The sequence below is a fragment of the Streptomyces sp. CA-111067 genome, from assembly GCF_050956065.1.
Classification (GTDB): Bacteria; Actinomycetota; Actinomycetes; order Streptomycetales; family Streptomycetaceae; genus Actinacidiphila.
Genome location: NZ_CP192103.1, coordinates 7,258,944 through 7,281,659 on the forward strand (window position 1 = coordinate 7,258,944; position 22,716 = coordinate 7,281,659).

A 22,716-nucleotide genomic window follows, 5' to 3' on the forward strand; every position below is an offset into this window, starting at 1 on the left:
GACAAACCAGGACCGACCTCTTTACGTTCGGAAGCCGGTACGTCATTCTGTTATCTGTACGCGGGAGTTCGCATGGCATTGCCTGATGCCGGCCCCGCTCCGCTCGCGCCCGCACCCTGGGCCGAAGAGCGCGGTGCCAAGATCCGCATCACGGCCGTTCGCACGTTTCTGACCGCCCCTCACGGCTGTCCCCACCTCATCGTCCGCGTCGAGACGAACGACCCAGGACTGTACGGGCTCGGCTGCGCGAGTGACCCGCAGCGTACCCTCGCGGTCCGCTCGGTGCTCGACGACTACGTCGCCCCCCTGCTGGTCGGCCGTGACCCCGACGACATCGAGGACATCCACCGGCTGCTGCTGAACAGCGCCTACTGGCGCGGCGGCTCCGTCACCGGCAACGCGCTCGGCGGCATCGACGTCGCCCTGTGGGACCTGAAGGCCAAGCGCCTGGGCGCGCCGCTGTACTCGCTGTTCGGCGGCCGGGTCCGCACCTACGCCGAGGCGTACACCCACGTCGACGGCCGGGACGCCGCCGAGATCGCCGACAAGGTGCAGGCCGCGCGCGAGCGCGGCTACCGGCACGTCCGGATCCAGGCCGCGGTGCCCGGCGCCGACACCTACGGCGCGGCCGGCGGCGGCACCGCCGACCCGGCGGCGGTCCGCGAGCGGCGGGCCCCCTGGGACAGCGCCGGCTACCTGCGGTTCGTGCCCGGGGTGCTCACCAAGGTCCGCGAACTCGTCGGCGACGACGTCGAGCTGCTGCACGACGTGCACGAACGGCTCGACCCCCGGCAGGCCCGGGAGTTCCTGCGCCGGGTGGTCGACGCCCGGCTGTTCTTCGTGGAGGACCTGCTCGCGCCCGAGGACGCCGGGCACTTCAAGCGGCTGCACGACGCCTCGCCGGTGCCGCTCGCGGTCGGCGAGCTCTTCCACGACCCGGCCCAGTTCACCGCGCTGCTGGCCGGACCCGACATCGACTTCGCCCGGCTGCGGATCCCGACCCTCGGCGGCCTGACCCCGGCCCGCAAGATCGCCGCGCTGTGCGAGCTGCGCGGAGTGCGGCTGGCCCCGCACGGCCCGGCCGACGTCAGCCCGGTCGCCCAGGCCGCCACCCTGGCGATGGACATCTCCAGCCACGCCTTCGGCGTGCAGGAGGCCGCGGTGTTCAAGCCGCCGGTGCACGAGGTGTTCCCCGGCACGATCACCGCCGACGGCGGGGGCCTCCGCCCGCACGAGGCCCCCGGCCTCGGCGTGGACTTCGACGAGGCCGCCGCCGCGAAGTACCCGGTACCGGAACCGCTGGCCCACGACCGCTGGGCCCTGCTGCGCAACACCGATGGGAGCGTGCAACGCCCGTGACAGAGCCGATACGCAAGGCCCTTGTGGTCCGCGGCGGCTGGGAGGGCCACTCGCCGGTGGAGATCACCGGCCTCTTCCTGCCGTTCCTGAAGGACCAGGGCTACACGGTCGAGGTGTCCGACTCCCTGGAGGTGTACACCGACGCCGAACTGCTGGCGGGCACCGACCTGGTCGTCCAGTGCTGGACGATGGGCGAGATCACCCGCGAGCAGAGCCAGGGCCTGGCCGCCGCGGTGCGCGGCGGCACCGGGTTCGCCGGCTGGCACGGCGGGATCATCGACTCCTTCCGTGCCGACGTGGACTACACCCGGCTCACCGGCGGCCAGTTCCTGATGCACCCGGCCGGCTTCGTGGACTACACCGTCAACCTGGTGCCGGGCCGCTCGGACCACCCGGTGACGGCCGGGCTGGCGGATTTCGCGGTGCACACCGAGCACTACTGGGTGGCCACCGACGCCGCCAACGACGTGCTCGCCACCTCGGTCTTCCCGGCCGGCGACGACCACGCGCAGGACGTGGTGATGCCGCAGGTGTGGACCAGGACCTTCGGCGCCGGGCGGGTCTTCGTCTCCGCCATCGGCCACAAGGCCGACGACTTCGACGTGCCCGAGGTGCGGGCGATCACCGAGAGGGGACTGCTGTGGGCGAGCCGTTGAGGATCGGCATGGTGGGCGCGGGCAAGATCAGCGGCCAGTACCTGGACACCATCGACCGGCTGGACTCGCTGCGGCTGACCGCGGTCACCGACCTGGACGCCGGTCGCGCCAAGGAGGCCGCCGAGCGCTCCGGCGCCCGGGTGGCGGCCGATGTCGCCGAACTCGTCGCGCGCGACGACGTGGACGCGGTGCTCAACCTGACCGTGCCGGCCGTGCACGCGCAGGTGGCGCTCGCCGCCATCGCCGCGGGCAAGCACGTCTACGGCGAGAAGCCGCTCGCCGCCACCCGCGAGGAGGCCGCCACCATCCAGGCCGCCGCGCGGGCCGCCGGCGTCAGGGTCGGCAGCGCGCCGGACACCGTGCTCGGCACCGGCACCCAGACCGCCCGCAAGGCGGTGGACGACGGGCTGATCGGCACCCCGGTGGCGGCGACCGCGTTCATGACCACCGCCGGACACGAGAAGTGGCACCCGGACCCGGAGTTCTACTACCGGCCCGGCGGCGGCCCGCTGCTCGACATGGGCCCGTACTACCTGTCCGCGCTGGTGCACCTGCTCGGCCCGGTCGTCAAGGTGACCGGCGCCGCCTCCACCCCGCGCGCCGAGCGGGAGATCGCCAGCGGGCCGCGGGCCGGCCAGCGGTTCCCCGTCGAGGTGGACACCACTGTCGCGGGGGTGCTCGAACACGCCGGCGGCGCGCTGTCGACGCTGATCATGAGCTTCGACATCCACGCCGCCCGGCTGCCGCGGATCGAGGTGCACGGCACCGCGGGCTCGCTGTCGGTGCCCGACCCGAACGGCTTCGACGGCCTGGTCGAGCTGTACGCGGCCGGCCCGGACGCCGCGTGGACGCCGCTGGAGGTCTCCGCCGGCTACCGGGGGGCCGGGCGCGGCACCGGGCTCGCCGACCTGGCCGCGGCCGTCGAGGCCGGCCGGCCGCACCTGGCGTCGGCCGAACTCGCCGAGCACGTGCTCGACGTCATGCTCACCCTGCTCGACTCGGCGCACGACGGTTCGGCACTGCCGGTGACGAGCAGCTGCGAGCGGCCGGCCCCGCTGGGCCTCATCGGGTAGCGGGGCAGCGGGAATTCCGCGGAAAGCGGCAGGCGGGGCCGGTTGTCGAAAGCCGGACCCGGCTGTCGCTTTCCGCTGTTCATCGTGTCAGTTTAGTTATCTGACAGGAAGTGCCCACGGCGGCAGGTAATTCGCCTGACATTTACGTTCATGCAGGTCACGACCTGCAAGAAGAGCGAGTTTGCGTCAGGCGTTGACTTGATAACACACATGGTTTTACATGGCGGTTACCAGCTGGACAGGAAGGGCCGCCCATGCATGACCGGATCAATTCCGGCGAAGAACGCATAGCCGCATTCCTCGCCGAACGGCTGCGTCCAGCGCTGTATCCGCAGCGGCTGCCCATGGATGTCGGCGCCTGGCACATCGCGGGCGAGCCGGTGCCCGCCGCGGTGGCGCTGCGCGCCGACTACGCGCCATTCGCGGTGGGCGAGCCGTGGGGCCGCCCCTGGGCGACCACCTGGTTCAGCACCAGCGCCACCGTGCCGCCGCGCTGGGCCGGCCGCCGGGTCGAGGCGCTGATCGACCTCGGCTCGCCGGCCGATTCCGCGGAGGCCGCCGGCCTGCCGGGCTACGGCCACGGTTACGGCTACGGATCCGGTCCCGCCCTCGCCGGCAGCCGCCCGCCCGGCGGCCGGGCCGAGGGGCTGGTGCACGACGAGCACGGCATCCCGCTGCAGGGACTGCACCCGCAGCTGGGCGCCGTCCTGGTCGCCGGCTCGGCGGCCGGCGGCGAGAGCGTCAGGCTGCTGGTGGAGGCCGCCGCCAACCCGTACATCGAGAGCGGCTCGGGCGCCGGCACCCGCTACGGCGACCCGGCCACCGCCGGCGACGCCCCGCTGTACCGGCTGCGCCGCGCCGACATCGCGATCCGCGACGAGGACGTCTGGCAGCTGATCCACGACTTCGAGGCCCTGGACGGGCTGATGCGCGCGCTGCCGGCCGAGCTGCCGCGCCGGCACGAGATCCGGGTGGCGCTCGAACGCGCCGCCGACGCCGTCGACCCGCGGGCCGTCGCCCGTACCGCGGGCCTGGCCCGCAGGCTGCTGGCCCCCGCGCTCGCCCAGCGCGCCCACGACTCCGCGCACACCGTGACCGCCGTCGGCCACGCGCACATCGACTCCGCCTGGCTGTGGCCGGTCCGCGAGACGGTCCGCAAGTGCGCCCGCACCTTCAGCACCATGGCCGCGCTCGCCGAGGAGTACCCGGAGCTGATCGTGGCCGCCTCCTCCGCCCAGCACTACGCCTGGATGAAGGAGCACCAGCCGCACGTCTTCGAGCGGATACGCAAGGCCGTCGCCGACGGCAACTGGGCGCCGGTGGGCGGCATGTGGGTGGAGGCGGACGCCGAACTGCCCGGCGCCGAGGCGCTGGTACGGCAGTTCGTGCACGGCCGCCGGTTCTTCCGCGACGAGTTGGGCGCGGACAGCGACGGGGTGTGGCTGCCCGACGCCGCCGGCGCCTCGGCCGCCTTTCCGCAGATCGCGGCCCTTTCCGGCGCGCGCTGGTTCCTCAGCCGCCGCCCCGACGCGGCCGCCGGTCCGGCGCTGCCCCACCACACGTTCCGCTGGGAGGGCATCGACGGCACCATGCTCTTCACCCACCTGGCGCCCGGCGGCCCCGAGGGCGGCACCCTGACGGCCGGCGAGGTCACCGACGCCGTCACCGGCTTCGCCGACAAGGGCGCCGCCACCGGTTCGCTGCTGCCGTTCGGCCGCGGCGACGGCGGCCCCGACCGCGGCATGCTGGAACGGGCCCGCCGGCTGGCCGACCTCGACGGCTCGCCCCGGGTGCGCCAGCGCTCGCCTTCGGGGTTCTTCCGGGACGCCGAACGGGAGTACCCGCAGGCGCCGGTGTGGCGCGGCGACCTCGACCTGACCCCGCACTGCGGTTCCTACACCAGCCAGGCCCGCACCAAGCGCGGCAACCGGCGCAGCGAGTCGCTGCTGCACGAGGCCGAGCTGTGGTCGGCGACGGCCGCGGTGCGGCACGGGGTCCCGTACCCCTACGACGAGTTGGACCGGCTGTGGAAGACCGTGCTGCTCCAGCAGTGCCACGACATCCTGCCCGGCACGTCGATCGCCTGGGTGCACGAGGAGGCCGAGCAGACCCACCGCACGGTGCGGCGCCGACTTGAGCGGCTGATCCGGCGCGCGGCCGGCGACCCGGACGGCGGCACCGTACTCAACTCCGGGCCCCGCGCCCGCCGCGAGGTCGTCGTCCTCGATCCGGAGACCGGGCCGCCGCCGGGCGGTGCGCAGCCGCTGCCCGACGGCCGGATCGCGGTGCTCGCGCAGGCGCCGGCGCTCGGCACCGGACCGACCGGGCTGCCGCTCGGCGACACCGCGCCGGTCACCCTGCGGGCCACCGGCGACGGCGGGTACGAGCTGGCCAACGGCCTGCTGCGGGTGTCGATCGACGCCGCCGGGCTGGTCCGCGCCGCGGTGCACCTGGCCACCGGCCGGGACGCGGTGGCCCCCGGCGGCGCCGGCAACCTGCTGCAACTGCACCGGGACGAGCCGGCGAGCTGGAGCGCGCTCCAGCTCGACCCCGGCTACCGCAGCACCCGGCGCGACCTGGACACCGCGGAGCGGATCGAGGTCAGGGCCGACGGGCCGCTGCTGGCCACCGTGCGGGTGGTGCGCGGCACCGGCCGCTCCACCGTCGTCCAGGACCTGACGCTCACCGCCGGCGGCCACGCGCTGACCATCGACACCGAGGTCGACTGGCGCGAGCAGGACAGCGTGCTCAAGGCCGCCTGGCCGCTCGACGTGCACGCCGAACACAGCCTGGCCGACGTGCAGTTCGGCCATGTCGCCCGGCCCACCCACGAGAACACCGACTGGGACGCGGCGCACCAGGAGACCATGGCGCACCGCTGGATCCACGTCGGCGAGCACGGCTGGGGAGTGGCGCTGGCGGGGGACGCGGGCTACGGCTACGACGTCACCCGGCACACCCGGGAGGACGGCGGCACCACCACCGTGGTCCGCAGCACCCTGCTGCGCGCCCCGCACAGCCCCGACCCGCACGCCGACCGCGGCCTCCAGCGGTTCCGGCACCGGCTCCGTCCCGGCGCCGGGACCGGCGACGCGATCACCGAGGGCTACGCGCTCGGCCTGCCGCTGCGCCCCGGCCCCGACACCGCGCCGCGGTCCCCGCTGGTCGCGGTCGACCACCCCGACGTGGTGATCGAGACGGTCAAGCTCGCCGACGACCGCAGCGGCGACGTGGTGGTGCGGCTGTACGAGTCGCGCGGCGGCCGGGCCCGCGCCACCCTGACCGCCGACTTCCCGGTGGCCTCCGCCCAGCACACCGACCTGCTGGAAGAGCCGCTCGCCCCGGCCGTCCCGCCCGACTCCGCGGGCGGCACGCCGCTGGCGCTGCGGCCGTTCCAGATCCTCACCGTCCGGCTGATCCGCCCGGACTCCGGCCAGGAGGGGGTCCGGTGACCGCTGCCCGCGAGCCGGCGAGGCGGCCGGCGGCGGGCGGACCAGGGCAGTGCGTACGGGATACGGCCGGGCAGTCGGCGGTCGGACGGGCCGCGGTCGGCGGCAGGGAAGGGCTGGGGAAGCGTGTTGGCTGAGGGCTGGGGCGGCAGGGGGCGCGGGCTCGATCCCGAGGCACGGGCCGTGTTGCAGGCATGGGCCGACGGCGACGGGCCGCTCGCGGTGCGGGCGCAGGTGGTGCTGCTGGCCGCCGACGGCATACGGGACGCGGAGATCGCCCGCCGGCTCGGGGTGTCCCGGCAGACCGCGGGCACCTGGCGGCACCGCTGGCAGAGCGCCGGGCTGCCCGGGCTCGAACAGCGCCCGCGCACCGGAAGACCGGCCACCGTGGACGAGGCCGAGGTCGTCTTCCGGGCGCTGCTCGCCCCCGGCGGCAGCGGCGCCGGCCGGGCCATCGCCCGTGAACTCGGCCTGTCGCACGCCACCGTGGCCGACATCCGCCGCCGCTGGCGGCTCACCTCCGACGACGGCCCGGGACCCGTGGTGCCGACCGTGCCGCCGCTGCCCGGCGCCGACATCTGGGTGATGGGCCTGTACGCCGACGGGCGGCGCGCGGTGCTGCTGGCCGGCACCCGGCCGGTGGCCGCCGCCCCCGCGCCGGCCGCCGCGGTGATCGGCGACGACGTGCTCGCCGACCTCGGCCGGGCGCTGGACGCGGTACGCCCGGCGGACGGGCCGGTCCGGTCCGGCGCCGACTCCCGTACCGGGTACCTGGACTACCTCGCCGCCGCGGCCGGCCGGCACCCGGACATCGCGCTGCACGCGATCACCCTGTGGGACAGCGACCCCGGCGACAGCGGCGGCGCCCCGGTCAGCCGCCACCTGCCGCCCGCCAAGTCGTCCTGGCGCAGCTTCCTGCGCGCGATGATCGCCCTGGACAGCACCAGCCACCCCGAGTCCACCCGCCGGGTCTACCTGGACCTGATCAGCGCGCTCGAAGCGCACACCGCGGGCCCGGTCCGCTGGCTGCGCGAGACCGTCGCGGGCCACCTGCGCAGCCCGCGGCCCGGCGCCGACGCGCCGCCGCCGCACCCGTCCTCCAGCGGGGTCAACCAGATCGACCTGGGCTCGTTCAACGAGTGCGTGGTGATCGAGTCCGTGCGGCTGTCCGGCACGATCACCCGCGGCGAGATCGCCCACCGCACCGGGCTGACCCAGCAGTCGGTGTCCCGGATCGCCCGGTCGCTGCTCGACCGCGGCATCCTGGAGGAGGACGCGCAGCGCCGGGCGACCTCGGGCAAACCGCGTACCCCGGTCAGGCTGTGCGGCACCGCGGCGCACGCGCTCGGGCTGCACATCGACCCCGAGGTGCTGACCGCCGTGGTGATCGACCTGGACGGCGCGATCGTCTGCACCTGCACCCGGCCGATGAGCGCCGACATCGACCCGTCCGAATTCGTCGCCCAGGTCGTCGCGCTCGGCCGGGACGCGCTGGAGAAGGCCCGCGGCGCGGTGCGCGAGGACGGCTTCCTCGGCATCGGGGTGGCGGTGCCCGGTCCGGTGGACATCGCCTCGGGCACGGTGCTCGGGCCGCCGCTGATGTCGGCCTGGAACGACCTGCCGCTGCTGTACCTGCTCAAGGACCACTTCCCCTGCCCGGTCATCATCGAGAAGGACTCGCTGGCCGCGGCGGCGGGGGAGCGGTGGATCGGCCGGGACCGCAGGGCCAGGGACTTCGCCTACCTCTACCTGGGCACCGGGGTCGGCTCCGGGCTCTACCTCAACGGCGACCTCTACCGCGGAGTCAGCGCCAACGCGGGGGAGTTCGGCCAGCTGTGCGCCATCGCGCTCGGCCGGGTGGACTCCGACGGCCGCCCCGAGCAGCTGCCCGAGTGCAACCCGCCGGTCTCCGTACCGGACTTCGCGGCCCGCCGCGGGCTGCCCGCGGCCGGCGGCGGCTACGGCAGCACCGCCGCCTACCGCGCGGTCGGCCGGGCGGCGGCGGCCGGCGACCCGGCCGCGACGGCCGCGCTGCGCGAGGTGGCCGGCGCGATCGGGCGCGGCGCGCTCGGCCTGGTGGACCTGCTGGACATCGACCTGATCGTGCTCGGCGGCCCGTTCTTCACCGACGACGTGGCCGGCTTCTACCTGGACGAGATCGGCCGGGTGGTCAACGACTACCCGACCGCCCGCAGGCTGCGCCGGGTCGAGGTGGAGCGCTCGGTGCTCAGCGCCGAGGCCGCCGCCGTCGGCGCCGCCTCCACCATCTTCCACGCCACGTTCACCCCCCGGCTGCGCGGCCGGGACCGGGCCTGAGCGGCTTCCGCCGCTGGTGGCGAAGTTACGCCGTCATTCAGCAAAACAGCCCGCGCTCAGGTCCGGTCAGAAGCCTTGACGTGATGTAACCCCAGCAACAAACTGCTTCGTTGGTAACGCAGGCCCCGGGGTTTCTTCGGAGTTGAACCGAAGGTGACCCATGACGACGGAGGCAGGATGGACGAGCGGATGCAGCGCAGACGACGGCGCGCGGGACTGGCCGCGGTCTGCGCGATGGTGTGCGCGGTCGGACTGACCGCGGGCTACGGGAGCCAGGCGGTGGCGAGTACGCCGCACGCGGCGGCCGCCACACCGATCTACCTGGACACCAGCCACTCCTTCCAGGAGCGGGCCGCCGACCTGGTGTCCCGGATGACGCTCCAGGAGAAGGTCCAGCAGCTCAGCACCAACAACGCGCCCGCGATCCCGCGGCTCGGCGTCCAGCAGTACACGTACTGGAGCGAGGGCCAGCACGGCATCAACCGGCTCGGTGCCGACACCGCGGCCGGCGGGCAGGGCGAACTCGACGTGAAGGCGACCAGCTTCCCGACCAACTTCGCCTCGTCCATGTCCTGGGACAAGGACCTGATGTACCAGGAGAGCACCGCGATCTCCGACGAGGCCCGCGGCTTCCTCGACAAGTCGCTGTTCGGCACCGGGCAGAACAACCTCGGCCCGTCCGCCGACGACTACGGCGACCTGACGTTCTGGGCGCCCACCGTCAACCTCGACCGCGACCCGCGCTGGGGCCGTACCGACGAGGCGTTCGGCGAGGACCCGTACTTCGTCGGCCAGATGGCCGGCCAGTTCATCGACGGCTACGAGGGCAACAACCAGGACGGCAGCTCGCAGACCGGCTACCTCAAGGTCGCCGCGACCGCCAAGCACTACGCGCTCAACAACGTCGAGGACAACCGCACCGGGATCAGCTCCGACGTGGACGACACCAACCTGCGCGACTACTACACCGCGCAGTTCCGCGACCTGATCGAGGACGCCCATGTCTCCGGGCTGATGACCTCGTACAACGCGATCAACGGCACCCCGTCCACCTCCGACACGTACACCACCAACGAACTCGCCCAGCGCACCTACGGGTTCGACGGCTACATCACCTCCGACTGCGGCGCGGTCGGCACCAACTGGCGGCTGTTCCCCGGCGGCCACGACTGGGCGCCGCCCGGCTGGACCACCGACCACGACCCGGCCGACCCGACCTGGACCGAGACCGCCACCGGCACGAAGGTGTCGGGACAGGCCGGCGGCCAGGCGTACTCGCTGCGGGCCGGCACCGACCTCAACTGCACCGGCGACGAGGCCACCACGGCCAACGTCGAGGAGGCCATCAAGGCCGGCGTGCTCAGCGAGGGCGTGGTCGACACCGCGCTGGTGAAGGTCTTCACCGTGCGGATGCAGACCGGCGAGTTCGACCCGGCGAGCAAGGTGCCCTACACCGGCATCACCAAGGATCAGGTGGAGAGCCCGGCCCACCAGGCGCTGGCCACCAAGGTCGCGGACAACTCGCTGGTGCTGCTGAAGAACGGCAAGCCGGCCTCGGGCGGCGGCACGCTGCTGCCCGCCGACGTGTCCAAGACCAAGAAGGTGGTGATACTCGGCGACCTCGCCGACACCACCTCGCTCGGCCTGTACTCCGGTGACCCCACGCACAAGACCAGCCCGGTGCAGGGGATCAAGAACGCGATCCACGCGCAGAACGCCACCGCCTCGGTCGTCTTCGACGCGGCCGGCACCTCGCCGACCGCGACCTCCGACGCGGTGCTCTCCGACCAGACCAAGGCCGACATCAAGGCCGCCGACCTGGTGGTGCTGTTCGTCGGCACCAGCCAGGCCACCGGAGACGAGGGCAACGACCGGGACAACATCGACATGCCCGGCAACTACGACTCGCTGATCAACCAGACCGCGGCCCTCGGCAACGACAAGCTGGCGCTGGTGATCCAGTCCGACGGCCCGGTCAAGATCGACGACGTGCAGGACAAGGTCGCCTCGATCGTCTTCAGCGGCTACAACGGCCAGGACCAGGGCACCGCGCTGGCCGACGTGCTGTTCGGGAAGCAGAACCCGTCGGGGCACCTCAACTTCACCTGGTACAAGGACGACTCGCAGCTGCCGGACAAGCAGAACTACGGCCTGACCCCCGGTCAGACCGACGGACTCGGCCGCACGTACCAGTACTTCACCGGCACGCCGACCTACCCCTTCGGATACGGCCTGAGCTACAGCAAGTTCGGCTTCAGCGGCGTGACGGCGAACAAGTCGCAGATCAACCCGAACGGCTCGGTCAAGATCGGCGTGGACGTCACCAACAACGGCTCGGTCGCGGGCGCCACCGTCGCCCAGCTCTACGCGGCCACCCCGTTCACCGTCCCCGGCGTCGAACTGCCGGCCAAGCGGCTGGCCGGCTTCGCCAAGACCAAGGTGCTGAAGCCAGGTAAGACGCAGCACCTGAACATCACCGTCAAGGCCGCCGACCTGTCCTTCTGGGACGCGCCGAACTCCCGGCAGACGGTCTACAACGGCACCTACAAGTTCCAGGTCGGCCCCGACTCCGCGCAGGTCTCCGGCACCGCGAACGTCAAGATCAGCGGCAGCCTCACCCCGGCGGTGCAGACCGTCACGGTGCAGCCGGAGAGCGTCGTCTACAACGCGGGCGACACCTTCAGCCTGGCATCCAAGAACAAGTGGATCAAGGACGACACCGACCACTCCAAGGAGCAGCGCAACACCGCCATCACCGCGGACAACGTGGTGGAGGCGGTCAACAACGACCAGTCGTTCGTGAACCTGAGCAGCACCAAGGTGACCTACCGCAGCAACGACCCGGCGGTGGCCACCGTGGACAAGAACGGCCTGGTGCACGCCGTGGCCGACGGAGTGGCCACCATCTCGGCGACCGTGGGCGGTGTCACCGGCTCCACGGCGATCGTGGTGCACAACACCCTGACGCTGACGGCGCCGCCGATCGCCAAGGCGGGCAGCACGCTGACCGCCAGCACCACGTACACCAACGGCGCCACGACCGCGGCGGACAACGTGACGGTGAGCCTGGCCGTACCGGCCGGCTGGACCGCCACCGCGACCACCCCGGCCAGTTTCCCGAGCGTGGCGGCTGGTCAGAAAGCCACCACCAGCTGGCAGGTGACGGTGCCGGCCGGCACCGATCCGGACTTCTTCACGCTCGACGCCGCCGTCACCGCACCCGGCGGTGAGTTCGACGCGAGCGCGCCGGTGACCGTGCCCTACGCCTCGATGACCGCCGCGTTCAACAACACCGGCATCAGCGACGACAAGGACTCCAGCACCGGGAGCCTGGACGCCGAGGGCGCCAGCTTCTCGGCGCAGGCACTCGCCGCCGCGGGCCTCACCTCCGGTCAGAGCGCCGTCCACGACGGCGTGTCCTTCGACTGGCCGCAGCCGGCCGTGCCCGACAACGCGGTGGCCGGCGGCCAGGCCGTCGAGATCACCGGCACCGGAGGCAAGCTGGGCTTCCTCGGCACCAGCACCTTCGGCGCCACCTCGGGCAGCGGCACCATCCTCTACACCGACGGCACCGTCCAGACGTACGCGCTGGCGCTGGCCGACTGGTGGTCCGCGCAGCCCGCCCAGGGCAGTGACATCGCCGCCACCACGCCGTACTTCAACAGCGGCGGCGGCCCGCAGCAGCACGACGTGCACATCTACGGAGCCACCGTGGACCTGCTGCCGGGCAAGACCGTACAGGCGATCACCCTGCCCGACGTCAGCAAGACGCAGGTGGACCACCAGGTGGCCATGCACCTGTTCGCGGTGGCGATCGGCGGCTGACCACGGCGGCCCCGGCGCGCCGCCCCTGACCAGGCGGCGCGACGGGGCCGCGCGCTTCCCCGGCTCCCGCCGCGATGGGCGGAGCCGGGGAAGTAGGGAGGCCGGACGGGACGGGCGTCAGGACGAGGAGCTGAAGGCCGAGTCGAAGGAGGCGGCCGGCGGCTCGATCTCGGCCAGCGCGCGGACGTGCGCCAGCGCGGCGGGCGCGCCCAGCAGCCGGTCCATGCCGGCGTCCTCCCACTCCACCGAGATCGGGCCCTGGTACCCGATGCTGTTGAGCATCCGGAAGACCGGCTCCCACGGCACGTCGCCGTGGCCGGTGGAGACGAAGTCCCAGCCGCGCCGCGGGTCGCCCCACGGCAGGTGCGAGCCCAGCCGGCCGTTTCGCCCGTTCAGCTGCTTGACCGACTCCTTGCAGTCCACGTGGTAGATGCGGTCCTTGAAGTCGTACAGGAAGCCGACCGGGTCCAGGTCCTGCCACACGAAGTGGCTAGGGTCGAAGTTCAGGCCGAAGGCGGGGCGGTGGCCGATCGCCTCAAGCGCGCGGACCGTCGTCCAGTAGTCGTAGGCGATCTCGCTGGGGTGCACCTCGTGCGCGAACCGCACCCCGACCTCGTCGAAGACGTCAAGGATCGGGTTCCAGCGGTCGGCGAAGTCCTGGAAGCCGCGGTCGATCATCGCCGGCGGCACCGGCGGGAACATCGCCACCGTGTGCCAGATCGAGGAGCCGGTGAAGCCGACGACGGTGTCCACGCCGAACGCGGCGGCGGCCCGCGCGGTGTTCTTTATCTCCTCGGCCGCCCGCTGCCGCACCCCCTCCGCCTCGCCGTCGCCCCAGATCCTGGCCGGCAGGATGCCCTGGTGCCGCTCGTCGATCGGATGGTCGCAGACCGCCTGGCCGGTCAGATGGCAGGAGATCGTCCAGCACTTGAGCCCGTGCTTGTCCAGGGTGTCGCGCAGCCGCGGCAGGTACGAGTCGTCCGACAGCGCCGCCTCGACGTCGAAGTGGTCGCCCCAGCAGGCGATCTCCAGACCGTCGTAGCCCCACTGCGAGGCCAGCCGGCACACCTCGGTGAAGGGCAGGTCCGCGAACTGACCGGTGAAGAGGGTGACGGGTCGAGCCATGTGCGTCCTCCTGAGGGGAATCGGGGTGGAAGCGGATCGGGGAGCGGGGCTAGGGCACCGGGTGCACCGGGACGTGCGCGCCGCTCGCGGCCGCGCTCGACTCGACGGCCGCCAGCACCCGCTGCACCTGGAGCCCGTCGGCGAACGACGGCCGCGGGTCCTCGCCGGCCGCGACCGCCGCCACGAAGTCGCGGACCTGGTGGGTGAACGTGTGCTCGTAGCCCAGCAGATGGCCCGGCGGCCACCAGGCGTCCAGGTACGGGTGGGTCGACTCGGTGACCTGGATCCGGCGGAAGCCGGCCGTGTCCTGGTCCTGCGTGCGGTCGTAGAAGGCCAGTTCGTTCAGCGACTCGGCGTCGAAGGCGAGGGTGCCGGCCGAGCCGCTGATCTCGATCCGCATCGCGTTCTTGTGCCCGGTGGCGAACCTGGTGGCCTCGAAGACCCCGATCGCGCCGCCGTCGAACCGGGCGGTGAACAGCGCCGCGTCGTCCACCGTCACCTCGCCGCGCTCGGCGCTCGCGGTGCCGGACAGGCCGCTGGCCTCGGCGGGCAGCGGGCGCTCGGTCACGAACGTCTCCAGCAGCGCGCCCACCGAGGTGATCCGCTGCCCGGTGAGGAACTGCGCCGCGTCCACGCTGTGCGCGCCGAGGTCGCCGAGCGCGCCGGAGCCCGCCCTGTCCTTGCGCAGCCGCCAGGCGAGCGGGAACTCCGGGTCGACCAGCCAGTCCTGCAGGTACTGCGCGCGCACCTGGTGGATGGTGCCGAGCCGGCCCGCCTCGACCAGCTGCCTGGCCAGCGCGAGCGCCGGCACCCGGCGGTAGTTGAACGCGACCATCGACCGTATGCCGGCGGCCTCGGCGAGCTCGGCCGCCCTGGTCATGTCCGCCGCCTCGGAGACCGAGTTGGCCAGCGGCTTCTCGCACAGCACGTGCTTGCCGGCGGCGAGCGCGGCCAGCGCGATCTCGGCGTGGCTGTCGCCCGGCGTGCAGATGTCGATGACGTCGATGTCGGATCTGCCGACCAGCGTCCGCCAGTCCGTCTCGTAGGACTCCCAGCCGTACTTGGCCGCGGCCTGCGCGGTCCGCTCCGGGGAACGTCCGCAGACGGCGGCGAGTTCAACACGGTAGGGCAGGTCGAAGAACCGTCCGGCGGTGCGCCAGGCGTGGGAGTGCGCCGCACCCATGAAGGCATGGCCCACCATGCCGACCCGCAGGGCCGAGGTCGGGGTCGTCGTCACGTAGTGTCCTCCTGGCGAATCGTTATTCATCCGGCATCGACTGAAACTCGCCCTGCCGGATAGAACAGTTCGCGAGTTTCTGCCTGAACTTTGTCATAAGTCACAGCTCTTGAGTCAAGGCTAAGGACGGTGGCAACGCGAAGGGAAGGCGGTCGCCGGCACGCTCACACCCCCGGGGGTAACGATCGACACACCAGTCAATCTGCGAGAGGTAGGCAGGCTGCGGGTCCTGGAGGCCCTGCACACCACCCCGCGCAGCAGCCGTCCCGAGCTGGTCCGGGTCACCGGGCTGTCCCGGGCGACCGTCTCCTCGCTGATCGCCGACCTGATCGCGATCGGCCTGGTCACCGAGGACGAGGGCCCCGAGGACCCCGAGCCGCGCCGCACCGGGCGGCCCGCCCAGTCGCTCTCCCTGGTCAGCACGGCCGCCTACGCGATCGGTGCGGACATCGGCCACCAGCACGTACGGGTGATCCTGTGCGACCTGTTCGGCTCGGTGCTCTGGGAGCACTGGGTGGCCAAGGAGGTGGACCGGGCGCCCGAGGAGACCCTCGACCTGGTCGCCGTGCTGGTCGGCCGGGCGCTCCAGGAGACCGGGATCCAGCGGTCCCGGGTGCTCGGCATCGGCGCCGGCATCGCCTCGCCGGTGGAGAAGGACAGCGGGGCGCTCGGCGCCGAGGGCATCATGCCCGGCTGGGTCGGCCTGCGGCTGACCGACGAGCTGCGCCGCCGCACCTCGCTGCCGGTCCGGGTCACCAACGACGCCAACGCGGGCGCGCTCGCCGAGCTGATGTACGGGGCCGGCCGGCAGGTGGGGGACATGGTCTACGTCCGGCTGTCGGCCGGCATCGGCGCGGGCATCGTCAGCAACGGCCGGCTGCTGCTCGGGGCGCGCGGCCTGGCCGGCGAGATCGGCCACCTGCCGCTGTTCACCGACGGCCTGATCTGCCGCTGCGGCAACCGCGGCTGCCTGGAGACGGTGGCGAGCCCGGTCGCCATCGCCCGGCTGCTCTCCGAGAGCTGGGGCCACCAGGTGGCCGCCCGCGACCTCCCGGCGCTGATCGCCGAACGCAACACGGGCGCACTGCGCGCGATTCGCGACGCCGGCGACGCGGTGGGCCGCGCACTGTCCACCCTGGTCACCCTCCTCAACCCCCGCCTCATCGTGGTCGGCGGCGACCTGGCAGGCGCGGGCGAGGACATCCTCGAAACGATGCGAGCCGGCGTCCGCCGCCATACGCTCCCGTCCGCCGCCCACGGCGTGGAGATCGTCACCGGCGGCCTCGGCGACGGCGCCGAGGTCCGCGGAGCCGCGGGCCTGGTCCTGGCGGACGCCCCGCAGTTGCTGTCAGCGACAACGGTGGGGGAGGAGTCCGAACCGGCCTGATCCGCGCCCTGCGGGCAGCCCGCCCGCCCAGCCACTTGCGGTCGTCGCCGGACCCTCCCCCAACCTTCGGCCGGGGGTGCCCCCAGGCCGGCTGGGGCTGGTAGCGCAGTTCCCCGCGCCCCTGGGAGTAACCGGGGCATGTCGCGCCCGCGCGGCGGGAGGCGCGGGGAGGCTGGGGGGATCGTGCCCCGTAGGGGCGCGGGGAACTGCGCGACAAGCCACGACGGACCCGCGCTATGGAGTGCGCCTCAGGCCGTCCCGGGCGTGATCAGGGCGAACTCAGCGCCCTGGGGATCGGTGACCGTGCAGACCCGCCCGTAGGGCGAATCGTGCGGCGCCACGACGAGCGCGCCTCCCAACTCGACAGCCCGCCGCGCAGCGGCGTCCGGGTCAGAGGTCGCGAAGTACGTCATCCAGTGCGCCCCCAGCCCTCCCGCCGGCGGGCCGGCGACCCCGTGCACGTCGGCCACCGGCCGCCCCCGCACCGTCAGCAGCAGCCGATCGCGCTCGTCGCCGCGTCCGGCCGGCCAGACCTCGTAGCCGAACACCGCCCGGTAGAACGGGCCGACCAGCGCGCTGTCCCGGGTGACCAGCTGGTTCCACGCCACGCTCCCGGGCTCCCCGGTGACGTCTGCCCCGCTGAGCAGCCCCGCCTGCCAGACGCCGAAGACCGCGCCCGAGGGGTCGACGGCCATCGCGAGCCGCCCCTCCGCGCCGACGTTGAGCGGCCCGACCCCCACCGTGCCGCCGCACTCGCGCACCAACTCGGCCGTGTGGTCGGTGTCCTCGGCCGCGAGCATCGTCGTCCAGGACACCGGCCGGTGCGGCGCCGGCGGCCCCTCGCCGATGCCGGCCACCCGCGCCCCGTCGAGCAGCGCGAGCACGTACCTGCCGAGTTCGGGCGGCCCGGGCACGAACTCCCAGCCGAACAGCGCCCCGTAGAACTCCTGGGCCAGGTCGGCCCGGTGCACCAGCAGGCTGGCCCAGCAGGGTGTGCCGGGCGGAAGCAGGGTCGGTACCTTCGTCAGCGGGGTGGGCACCTCGGTCATGCGCAACGTTCTCCTCGTCGGCGGCCTCGTCGGGTGTGCCCGGCTTTCTGCGGAACGGCCCCCATTGATCGTCGCACTCCGTACGGCGGTGCGCGCCCTGGCCGCGCCGGGTTCATCACACCGGTGCCGCGGGGCGCCCGAAATGCCACGGCACATCCTTTTCACGTTCACCGGAACGGGTCCCGCGGCGTCAACCCGCCCTGTACGGCGGCCCGTCGGCCGCCGACCACAATGGACGCATGGAACCCCTCATCTCCGCGGCCGCGCTCGCCGCCGCGCTCGACGGGACGACGGTCCTGGACGTCCGCTACCGCATGGGCGGGCCGCCCGGGCACGGCGAGTACGCCAAGGGCCACATCCCCGGCGCCCGTTACGTGGACCTGGACGCCGAACTCGCCGCCCCGCCCGGATCGCGCGGCCGGCACCCGCTGCCCGACCCGGCGGAGTTCGCCGCCGCGATGCGCCGCGCCGGAGTTGGTCAGCATCGCGACGTGGTGGTCTACGACGACTGGAACGGCTGGGCCCCGGCTCGCGCCTGGTGGCTGCTGCGCTGGGCGGGCCACGACCGGGTCAGGGTGCTCGACGGCGGGCTGGCCGCCTGGCGGGCCGCCGGGGGAGCGCTGAGCACCGGGGAACCGCCGCCGGGCGCGGGCGACTTCACCGCGTCGCCCGGGTCGATGCCGGTGCTGGACGCGGACGGGGCGGCGGCACTGGCCCGCCGCGGTGTGCTGATCGACGCCCGCGCCGCCGAGCGCTACCGCGGCGAGACCGAGCCCATCGACCCGGTGGCCGGCCACATCCCCGGCGCCGTCAACCTGCCGACCACCGCCGTCACCCGGGACGGCGGCAGCTTCGTCGACCCGGCCGAACTGGCCCACCGCTGGGAGGCGTTCGGCGTCGACCCGGCCGCCGCGGAGATCGGCGTCTACTGCGGCTCCGGGGTCTCCGCCGCCCAGGACGTGCTGGCGCTGGCGACCATCGGCGTGACCGCCGCCCTCTACCCGGGCTCGTGGAGCGAGTGGACCGCGGACCCGTCCCGCCCGGTGGCGACCGGCGCCGAACCCGGCTAGGACCGCCGGCCGGCCGCCACCGACTGACCGCCACGGCCGGCCGCCGCCGACCGGAGCCCGTCCCGCGAGCACGCGTAAGGGGCAGCCACCAAAGTGGCTGCCCCTTACGGCCGTCGGCTCCCGGCTCGGGTACTGCACCGGTTACTGCTCCGGCCTCACTCCTGCTTCTTGCGGCGGCTGCCGAACACGATCTCGTCCCAACTCGGCACGGTGGCCCGGCGGCCGGGACGCACCCCGTCCGCCTCCGCCTGCCGGTCGGTGGTGCCGACCAGCCGGTCGCGGTGGCCGGCCACGGCCCGCGGCATCAGCACATCCGCGTAGGCGGAGCCCGCCCCCGCGCTCGCGGCCGGTGCCTCCGGCTCGCTCTCGACGGCTGCGGCCGGCTCCTCCGCCGGCGGAGCGGCCTCCGGCGGCGCCGCGGGCTGCGGCGGAACGACCATGTCACCGCGGAAGTTGGGCACCGCCTCCAGCAGGCTGGTCAGCGAGTCCCGCTCGTCGGGTTCGGCCCGCTCCTCGGCCCGCGCCTCCCGGTCGGGCCGCTCCATCTGCCGGTCGAGGGCGCGGTCGAGCGGCCGGTCCCGGGGCAGCCGGGCGATCCGCGGTACGAACGGGAAGCTCGGCTCGCGCTGCGCCTGCTCCTGCGCGGTGCTCTCGCCGATCAGCGACCTGGCCTCGTCGTCCACCGCCTGCACCAGCCGGCGCGGCGGGTCGTACGTCCAGCTCGCCGAGTGCGGCTCGCCGGCCACCCGGTAGACGAGCAGCACCTCCCAGGTGCCGTCGTCGCGCCGCCAGGAGTCCCACAGCACGGTGTCCTTCTCCGAGCCGCGCAGCAGCAGCCGTTCGGCCACCACCTCGCCCAGCTGCGGACCGGTGCTCTCGCCCTGCCGCCGCACCGGGGTCTTCCTGGCCCGCTCGGCCATGAAGGCGCGCTCGGCCAGCACGGGACCCTCGAAGCGGCGGACCCGCTCCACCGGGATGCCGGCCATCGAGGCGACCTCTTCCGCGGACGCTCCGGCGCGTATCCGCGCCTGGATGTCGCGGGGCCGCAGATGACTCTCGACCTCGATCTCGATCTGGCCGAGCCGGGCCCGGTCGTTGCGGACGGCGGCCCGCAGCCGCTCGTCGATCGGGAGGGTGTACTCCGTGCTGTCGGCAGCTTTGAGCACCAGTCGTGTGCCGTCATTGCTGACGGCCACGACGCGCAGTTCGGGCACGGTTACCTCCCGGGTGGTGCCTGCCGACGTCACGTGCGTCGCTGCTCCCGTTGGACGAGTGTGGCCTGCCCGGGTGCAGCGTGCCACAACCTTGCAGAGTTACCCGGCGTGTCGCGTTTTCCTGGTGACACGCCGTTATGGGACGGTGGTCAATTGGCCACTTAGCGTGACCAATGATGGCGCCCCGGGACGAGCGCCGTTCGGGCTCCCCATCCCGGTCGTCCGGGCGACCGGACGGGCACCGGGAGCACGGATTCGTCACGGTACTCCATTTGGGCCATCGCGGTGCGCTGGCGCGCCGCCGAATGTGGTCCGTGGAGGGGGAGTTGGGTGAGACAGCTCACACGAAAGAGGCGCCCCGACGGTGCAAACCAGGACGTACGGCTACGAACCAAGCACCCGCCGGAGGTAGTCGTTGCCGAACAGCCGACCGGGGTCCAACCGGTCGCGCAGCGCGGTGAACTCGGCGAACCGCGGATAGGCCGAACGGAGGTAGTCCGCCTCCCGGGTGTGCATCTTGCCCCAGTGCGGGCGGCCGCCCCGGGCGGTCATGATCTTCTCCACGGCGGTGAAGTACTCCTGGTACCTGCTGCCCCGGTACATGTGCACCGCCACATACGCGCTGTCCCGACCCGAGGCGGTGGACAGCGCGATGTCGTCGGCCGGCGCCACCCGCACCTCCACCGGGAAGCTGATCCGCAGCGGCGAGCGCTCCACCATGGCCTTCAGCTCGCGGATCGCCTCCACCGCGGCTTCCCGCGGCAGCGCGTACTCCATCTCCACGAAGCGCACCCGGCGCGGGCTGGTGAAGACCTTGTAGGGGATGTCGGTGTAGGTGCGGGCCGACAGTGCCCGGCTGGACAGCTTGGCGATGCCGGGGATGGTGCCGGGAGCGGCCCGGCCGAGCGCGCAGGCGGCCTGGAAGACGCCGTTGGACAGCAGTTCGTCGTCGATCCAGCCGCGCACCGCCGGCACCGGGGCGGCCGGCCCCTGGCTGCGGTTGTTGCGCTTGGTGTTGCAGCTGTCGGTGTGCGGGAACCAGTAGAACTCGAAGTGCTCGTTCTCGGTGGCCAGTTGTTCGAACTCCGCCATCACCCGGTCGAAGGCCATCGGCTCCTCACGGGCGGTCAGCAGGAAGACCGGCTCCACGGCGAAGGTGATGGCGCTGACCACGCCGAGCGCGCCGAGGCCGATCCGGGCGGCGGCGAAGACCTCGGGGTGCTGCTCGGCCGAGCAGGTGAGCACCGAGCCGTCGGCGGTGACCAGTTCCAGGGCGGTGATCTGGGCGGCGATCGAGCCGGAGTCGCGGCCGGTGCCATGGGTGCCGGTGCTGGTGGCGCCGGCCACCGTCTGGTCCATGATGTCGCCCATGTTCGTCAGCGACAGGCCCTCGGCGGCCAGCGCCGCGTTGAGCTGGCTGAGCCGCACGCCCGCCTCGGCGGTCACGGTGCCGGCCGCGCGGTCGATCGAGCGGATCGCCGTCAGGCCCTCGGGGCGGATCAGCACGCCCCCGGTGGCGGCGGTGGAGGTGAAGGAGTGGCCGGAGCCGACCGCCTTGGCGGTGAGGCCGTCCGCGGCGGCGGCCCGCAGCACGGCCGCCAGCTCCTCCACCGACGCGGGCGCCTCGGTGCGCCGCGGGGTGGCCGAGACGTTGCCCGCCCAGTTACGCCACGCCTTGTCGGCCGGCCGTTCCGTCGTACGGCTCGTTGATGTCATGCCCATCGCTCCGCTGCTCCTTCCGCGCCGGTGCCGGCCGCAGCCGGCGGTACCCGAGGAATGCCACCGCCGTGGCGAAGACCGCCGCGGAGGCGGGCACCGCGAACGCCGTCGAGGCGTCACGCGCGTCGATCACCCGACCGGCGAGCGCCGCTCCGACGGCGACGCCGACCGTGAGCCCCGTGGTGGTCCACGTCATGCCCTCGGTCAGCTTCGCCCGCGGTACCGACCGTTCCACCAGACCTGTCACCGTCACCATCGTCGGGGCGATGCACAGGCCGGAGAAGAACAGTGCCAAGGCCAGGAACGGCAGGTTCCCGACCAGTAGTGGCGGGATCATACTCACCGCCATCAGGCAGATGCCCAGCAGGAACCTCTTGGTCGCCGGGCCGCGCGGGGTGAGCAGCCCGAAGACCAGGCCCGCCAGGCACGAGCCGAGGGCATATGTCGCCAGCACCAGGCTGGCAGCCCCCTTGTGCCCGCGCTCGTCCGCGAAGGCCACCGCGGTGACCTCCACCGACCCGAACATCGCGCCGGTGCCGACGAAGACCGCGGCCAGCACCTGGAGGCCGGGCTCGCGCAGCACCGAGCCGGGCGAGAGGTGGTCACGCGGATGCGCCGGCGGCTCGGTGCCGCGCTGCCCGGTGAACAGGTACACGCCCAGCGCGAGGAAGGCGGCCGCGAGCAGCGGGCCCGCCTCGGGGAACCAGGCGGTGCACAGCCCGATGGACAGGATCGGGCCGACGATGAACACCACCTCGTCCAGCACTGCTTCGAACGAGTAGGCGGCGTGCAGGAGTTCCGGCGCCCCGCGGTGGATCGCCGACCACCTCGCCCGCACCATCGCCCCCAGGCTCGGGGTGGCCCCGGCGCACAGCACGCAGACGAACGAGATCCAGTCCGGTGCCCCGGCCCGCACCGCGGCCGCCAGTCCCGCCACCGACAGCACCGTGACGACGGTGACCGGCCGCAGCACCCGCCGCTGCCCGTAGCGGTCCACCATCCGGGAGACATGCGGCCCGAAGGCGGCGGCCGACAGCGCCAGCGTCGCCGACAGCGCGCCCGCCAGACCGTACCTGCCGGTGACCTGGGAGACCATCGTCACGATCCCGATGCCGAGCATGGACAGCGGCATCCGGCCGACCAGCCCCGCCGCCGAGAACGCCTTCGTACCGGGAACGGCGTAGATGGCGCGATACGAACTGGTCATCCCGCCAGCTTACGAACGGGGGCAACCGCT

The 22,716-nt window shown here is 73.2% G+C and carries 14 protein-coding genes; 8 read left to right on the forward strand and 6 right to left on the reverse strand.

All coding sequences use genetic code 11. The annotated features are described in order from the left end of the window. The first annotated feature begins 72 nt into the window (after window positions 1–72). The 6 genes from ACQPW6_RS32205 (at window position 73) to ACQPW6_RS32230 (ending at window position 12,678) form a co-directional block, all read left to right on the forward strand. Window positions 73–1,359 (forward strand): enolase C-terminal domain-like protein, encoded by a 1,287-nt coding sequence (locus ACQPW6_RS32205; protein WP_433893231.1) that lies wholly within the window; start codon window positions 73–75, stop codon window positions 1,357–1,359. Further along, a complete protein-coding gene (locus ACQPW6_RS32210; protein WP_433893232.1) occupies window positions 1,356–2,015 on the forward strand; it encodes a ThuA domain-containing protein in 660 nt (219 codons plus the stop codon). Before ACQPW6_RS32205 ends, ACQPW6_RS32210 begins: the two co-directional genes overlap by 4 nt. After that, window positions 2,000–3,088: a Gfo/Idh/MocA family protein gene (locus tag ACQPW6_RS32215; RefSeq protein ID WP_433893233.1), complete on the forward strand. Its 1,089-nt coding sequence runs from the start codon at window positions 2,000–2,002 to the stop codon at window positions 3,086–3,088. Before ACQPW6_RS32210 ends, ACQPW6_RS32215 begins: the two co-directional genes overlap by 16 nt. 254 nt (window positions 3,089–3,342) lie before the next feature. Further along, entirely contained in the window at window positions 3,343–6,540 is a 3,198-nt protein-coding gene (locus ACQPW6_RS32220; RefSeq protein WP_433893234.1) for an alpha-mannosidase, read from the forward strand. Window positions 6,541–6,666: 126 nt separating this feature from the next. Continuing rightward, on the forward strand, window positions 6,667–8,853 hold the full coding sequence (locus tag ACQPW6_RS32225) for an ROK family protein (RefSeq protein ID WP_433893235.1): 2,187 nt from the start codon (window positions 6,667–6,669) through the stop codon (window positions 8,851–8,853). A 177-nt stretch (window positions 8,854–9,030) separates the two neighbouring features. Further along, the gene (locus ACQPW6_RS32230; protein WP_433893236.1) at window positions 9,031–12,678 is read left to right on the forward strand and encodes a glycoside hydrolase family 3 C-terminal domain-containing protein; all 3,648 of its coding nucleotides are present in this window, start codon (window positions 9,031–9,033) and stop codon (window positions 12,676–12,678) included. 117 nt (window positions 12,679–12,795) lie between these two features. On the opposite strand, the gene ACQPW6_RS32235 is transcribed toward ACQPW6_RS32230, so the two are convergent. Then, window positions 12,796–13,803, reverse strand: coding sequence for a sugar phosphate isomerase/epimerase family protein (locus ACQPW6_RS32235; protein WP_433893237.1), 1,008 nt, complete (start codon window positions 13,801–13,803; stop codon window positions 12,796–12,798). A 49-nt stretch (window positions 13,804–13,852) separates the two neighbouring features. Then, window positions 13,853–15,004 carry a Gfo/Idh/MocA family protein gene (locus ACQPW6_RS32240; RefSeq protein WP_433894722.1) on the reverse strand — a complete coding sequence of 384 codons (1,152 nt, stop codon included), beginning with the start codon at window positions 15,002–15,004 and terminating at the stop codon, window positions 13,853–13,855. A 265-nt stretch (window positions 15,005–15,269) separates the two neighbouring features. Between ACQPW6_RS32240 and ACQPW6_RS32245 the strand changes: the two genes are divergently transcribed. Beyond that, window positions 15,270–16,427, forward strand: coding sequence for an ROK family transcriptional regulator (locus tag ACQPW6_RS32245; protein WP_433894723.1), 1,158 nt, complete (start codon window positions 15,270–15,272; stop codon window positions 16,425–16,427). A gap of 248 nt (window positions 16,428–16,675) precedes the next feature. Here ACQPW6_RS32245 and ACQPW6_RS32250 read toward each other — a convergent pair whose 3' ends face one another. Then, window positions 16,676–17,476, reverse strand: a complete 801-nt coding sequence (locus ACQPW6_RS32250; protein WP_433893238.1) for a VOC family protein — start codon at window positions 17,474–17,476, stop codon at window positions 16,676–16,678. Between the two features lie 239 nt (window positions 17,477–17,715). Between ACQPW6_RS32250 and ACQPW6_RS32255 the strand changes: the two genes are divergently transcribed. Then, on the forward strand, window positions 17,716–18,546 hold the full coding sequence (locus ACQPW6_RS32255) for a sulfurtransferase (RefSeq protein WP_433893239.1): 831 nt from the start codon (window positions 17,716–17,718) through the stop codon (window positions 18,544–18,546). Between the two features lie 155 nt (window positions 18,547–18,701). Here the strand turns inward: ACQPW6_RS32255 and sepH are convergent, their stop codons facing one another. From sepH to ACQPW6_RS32270, 3 genes are all read right to left on the reverse strand, one after another. Continuing rightward, window positions 18,702–19,760 (reverse strand): septation protein SepH, encoded by a 1,059-nt coding sequence (sepH, locus tag ACQPW6_RS32260; RefSeq protein WP_433893240.1) that lies wholly within the window; start codon window positions 19,758–19,760, stop codon window positions 18,702–18,704. Window positions 19,761–20,144: 384 nt separating this feature from the next. Continuing rightward, the gene (locus tag ACQPW6_RS32265; protein WP_433894724.1) at window positions 20,145–21,476 is read right to left on the reverse strand and encodes a D-arabinono-1,4-lactone oxidase; all 1,332 of its coding nucleotides are present in this window, start codon (window positions 21,474–21,476) and stop codon (window positions 20,145–20,147) included. Continuing rightward, the gene (locus tag ACQPW6_RS32270) at window positions 21,424–22,686 is read right to left on the reverse strand and encodes an MFS transporter (protein ID WP_433893241.1); all 1,263 of its coding nucleotides are present in this window, start codon (window positions 22,684–22,686) and stop codon (window positions 21,424–21,426) included. The genes ACQPW6_RS32265 and ACQPW6_RS32270 overlap by 53 nt, the downstream gene beginning before the upstream one ends. Window positions 22,687–22,716: the final 30 nt, after the last annotated feature.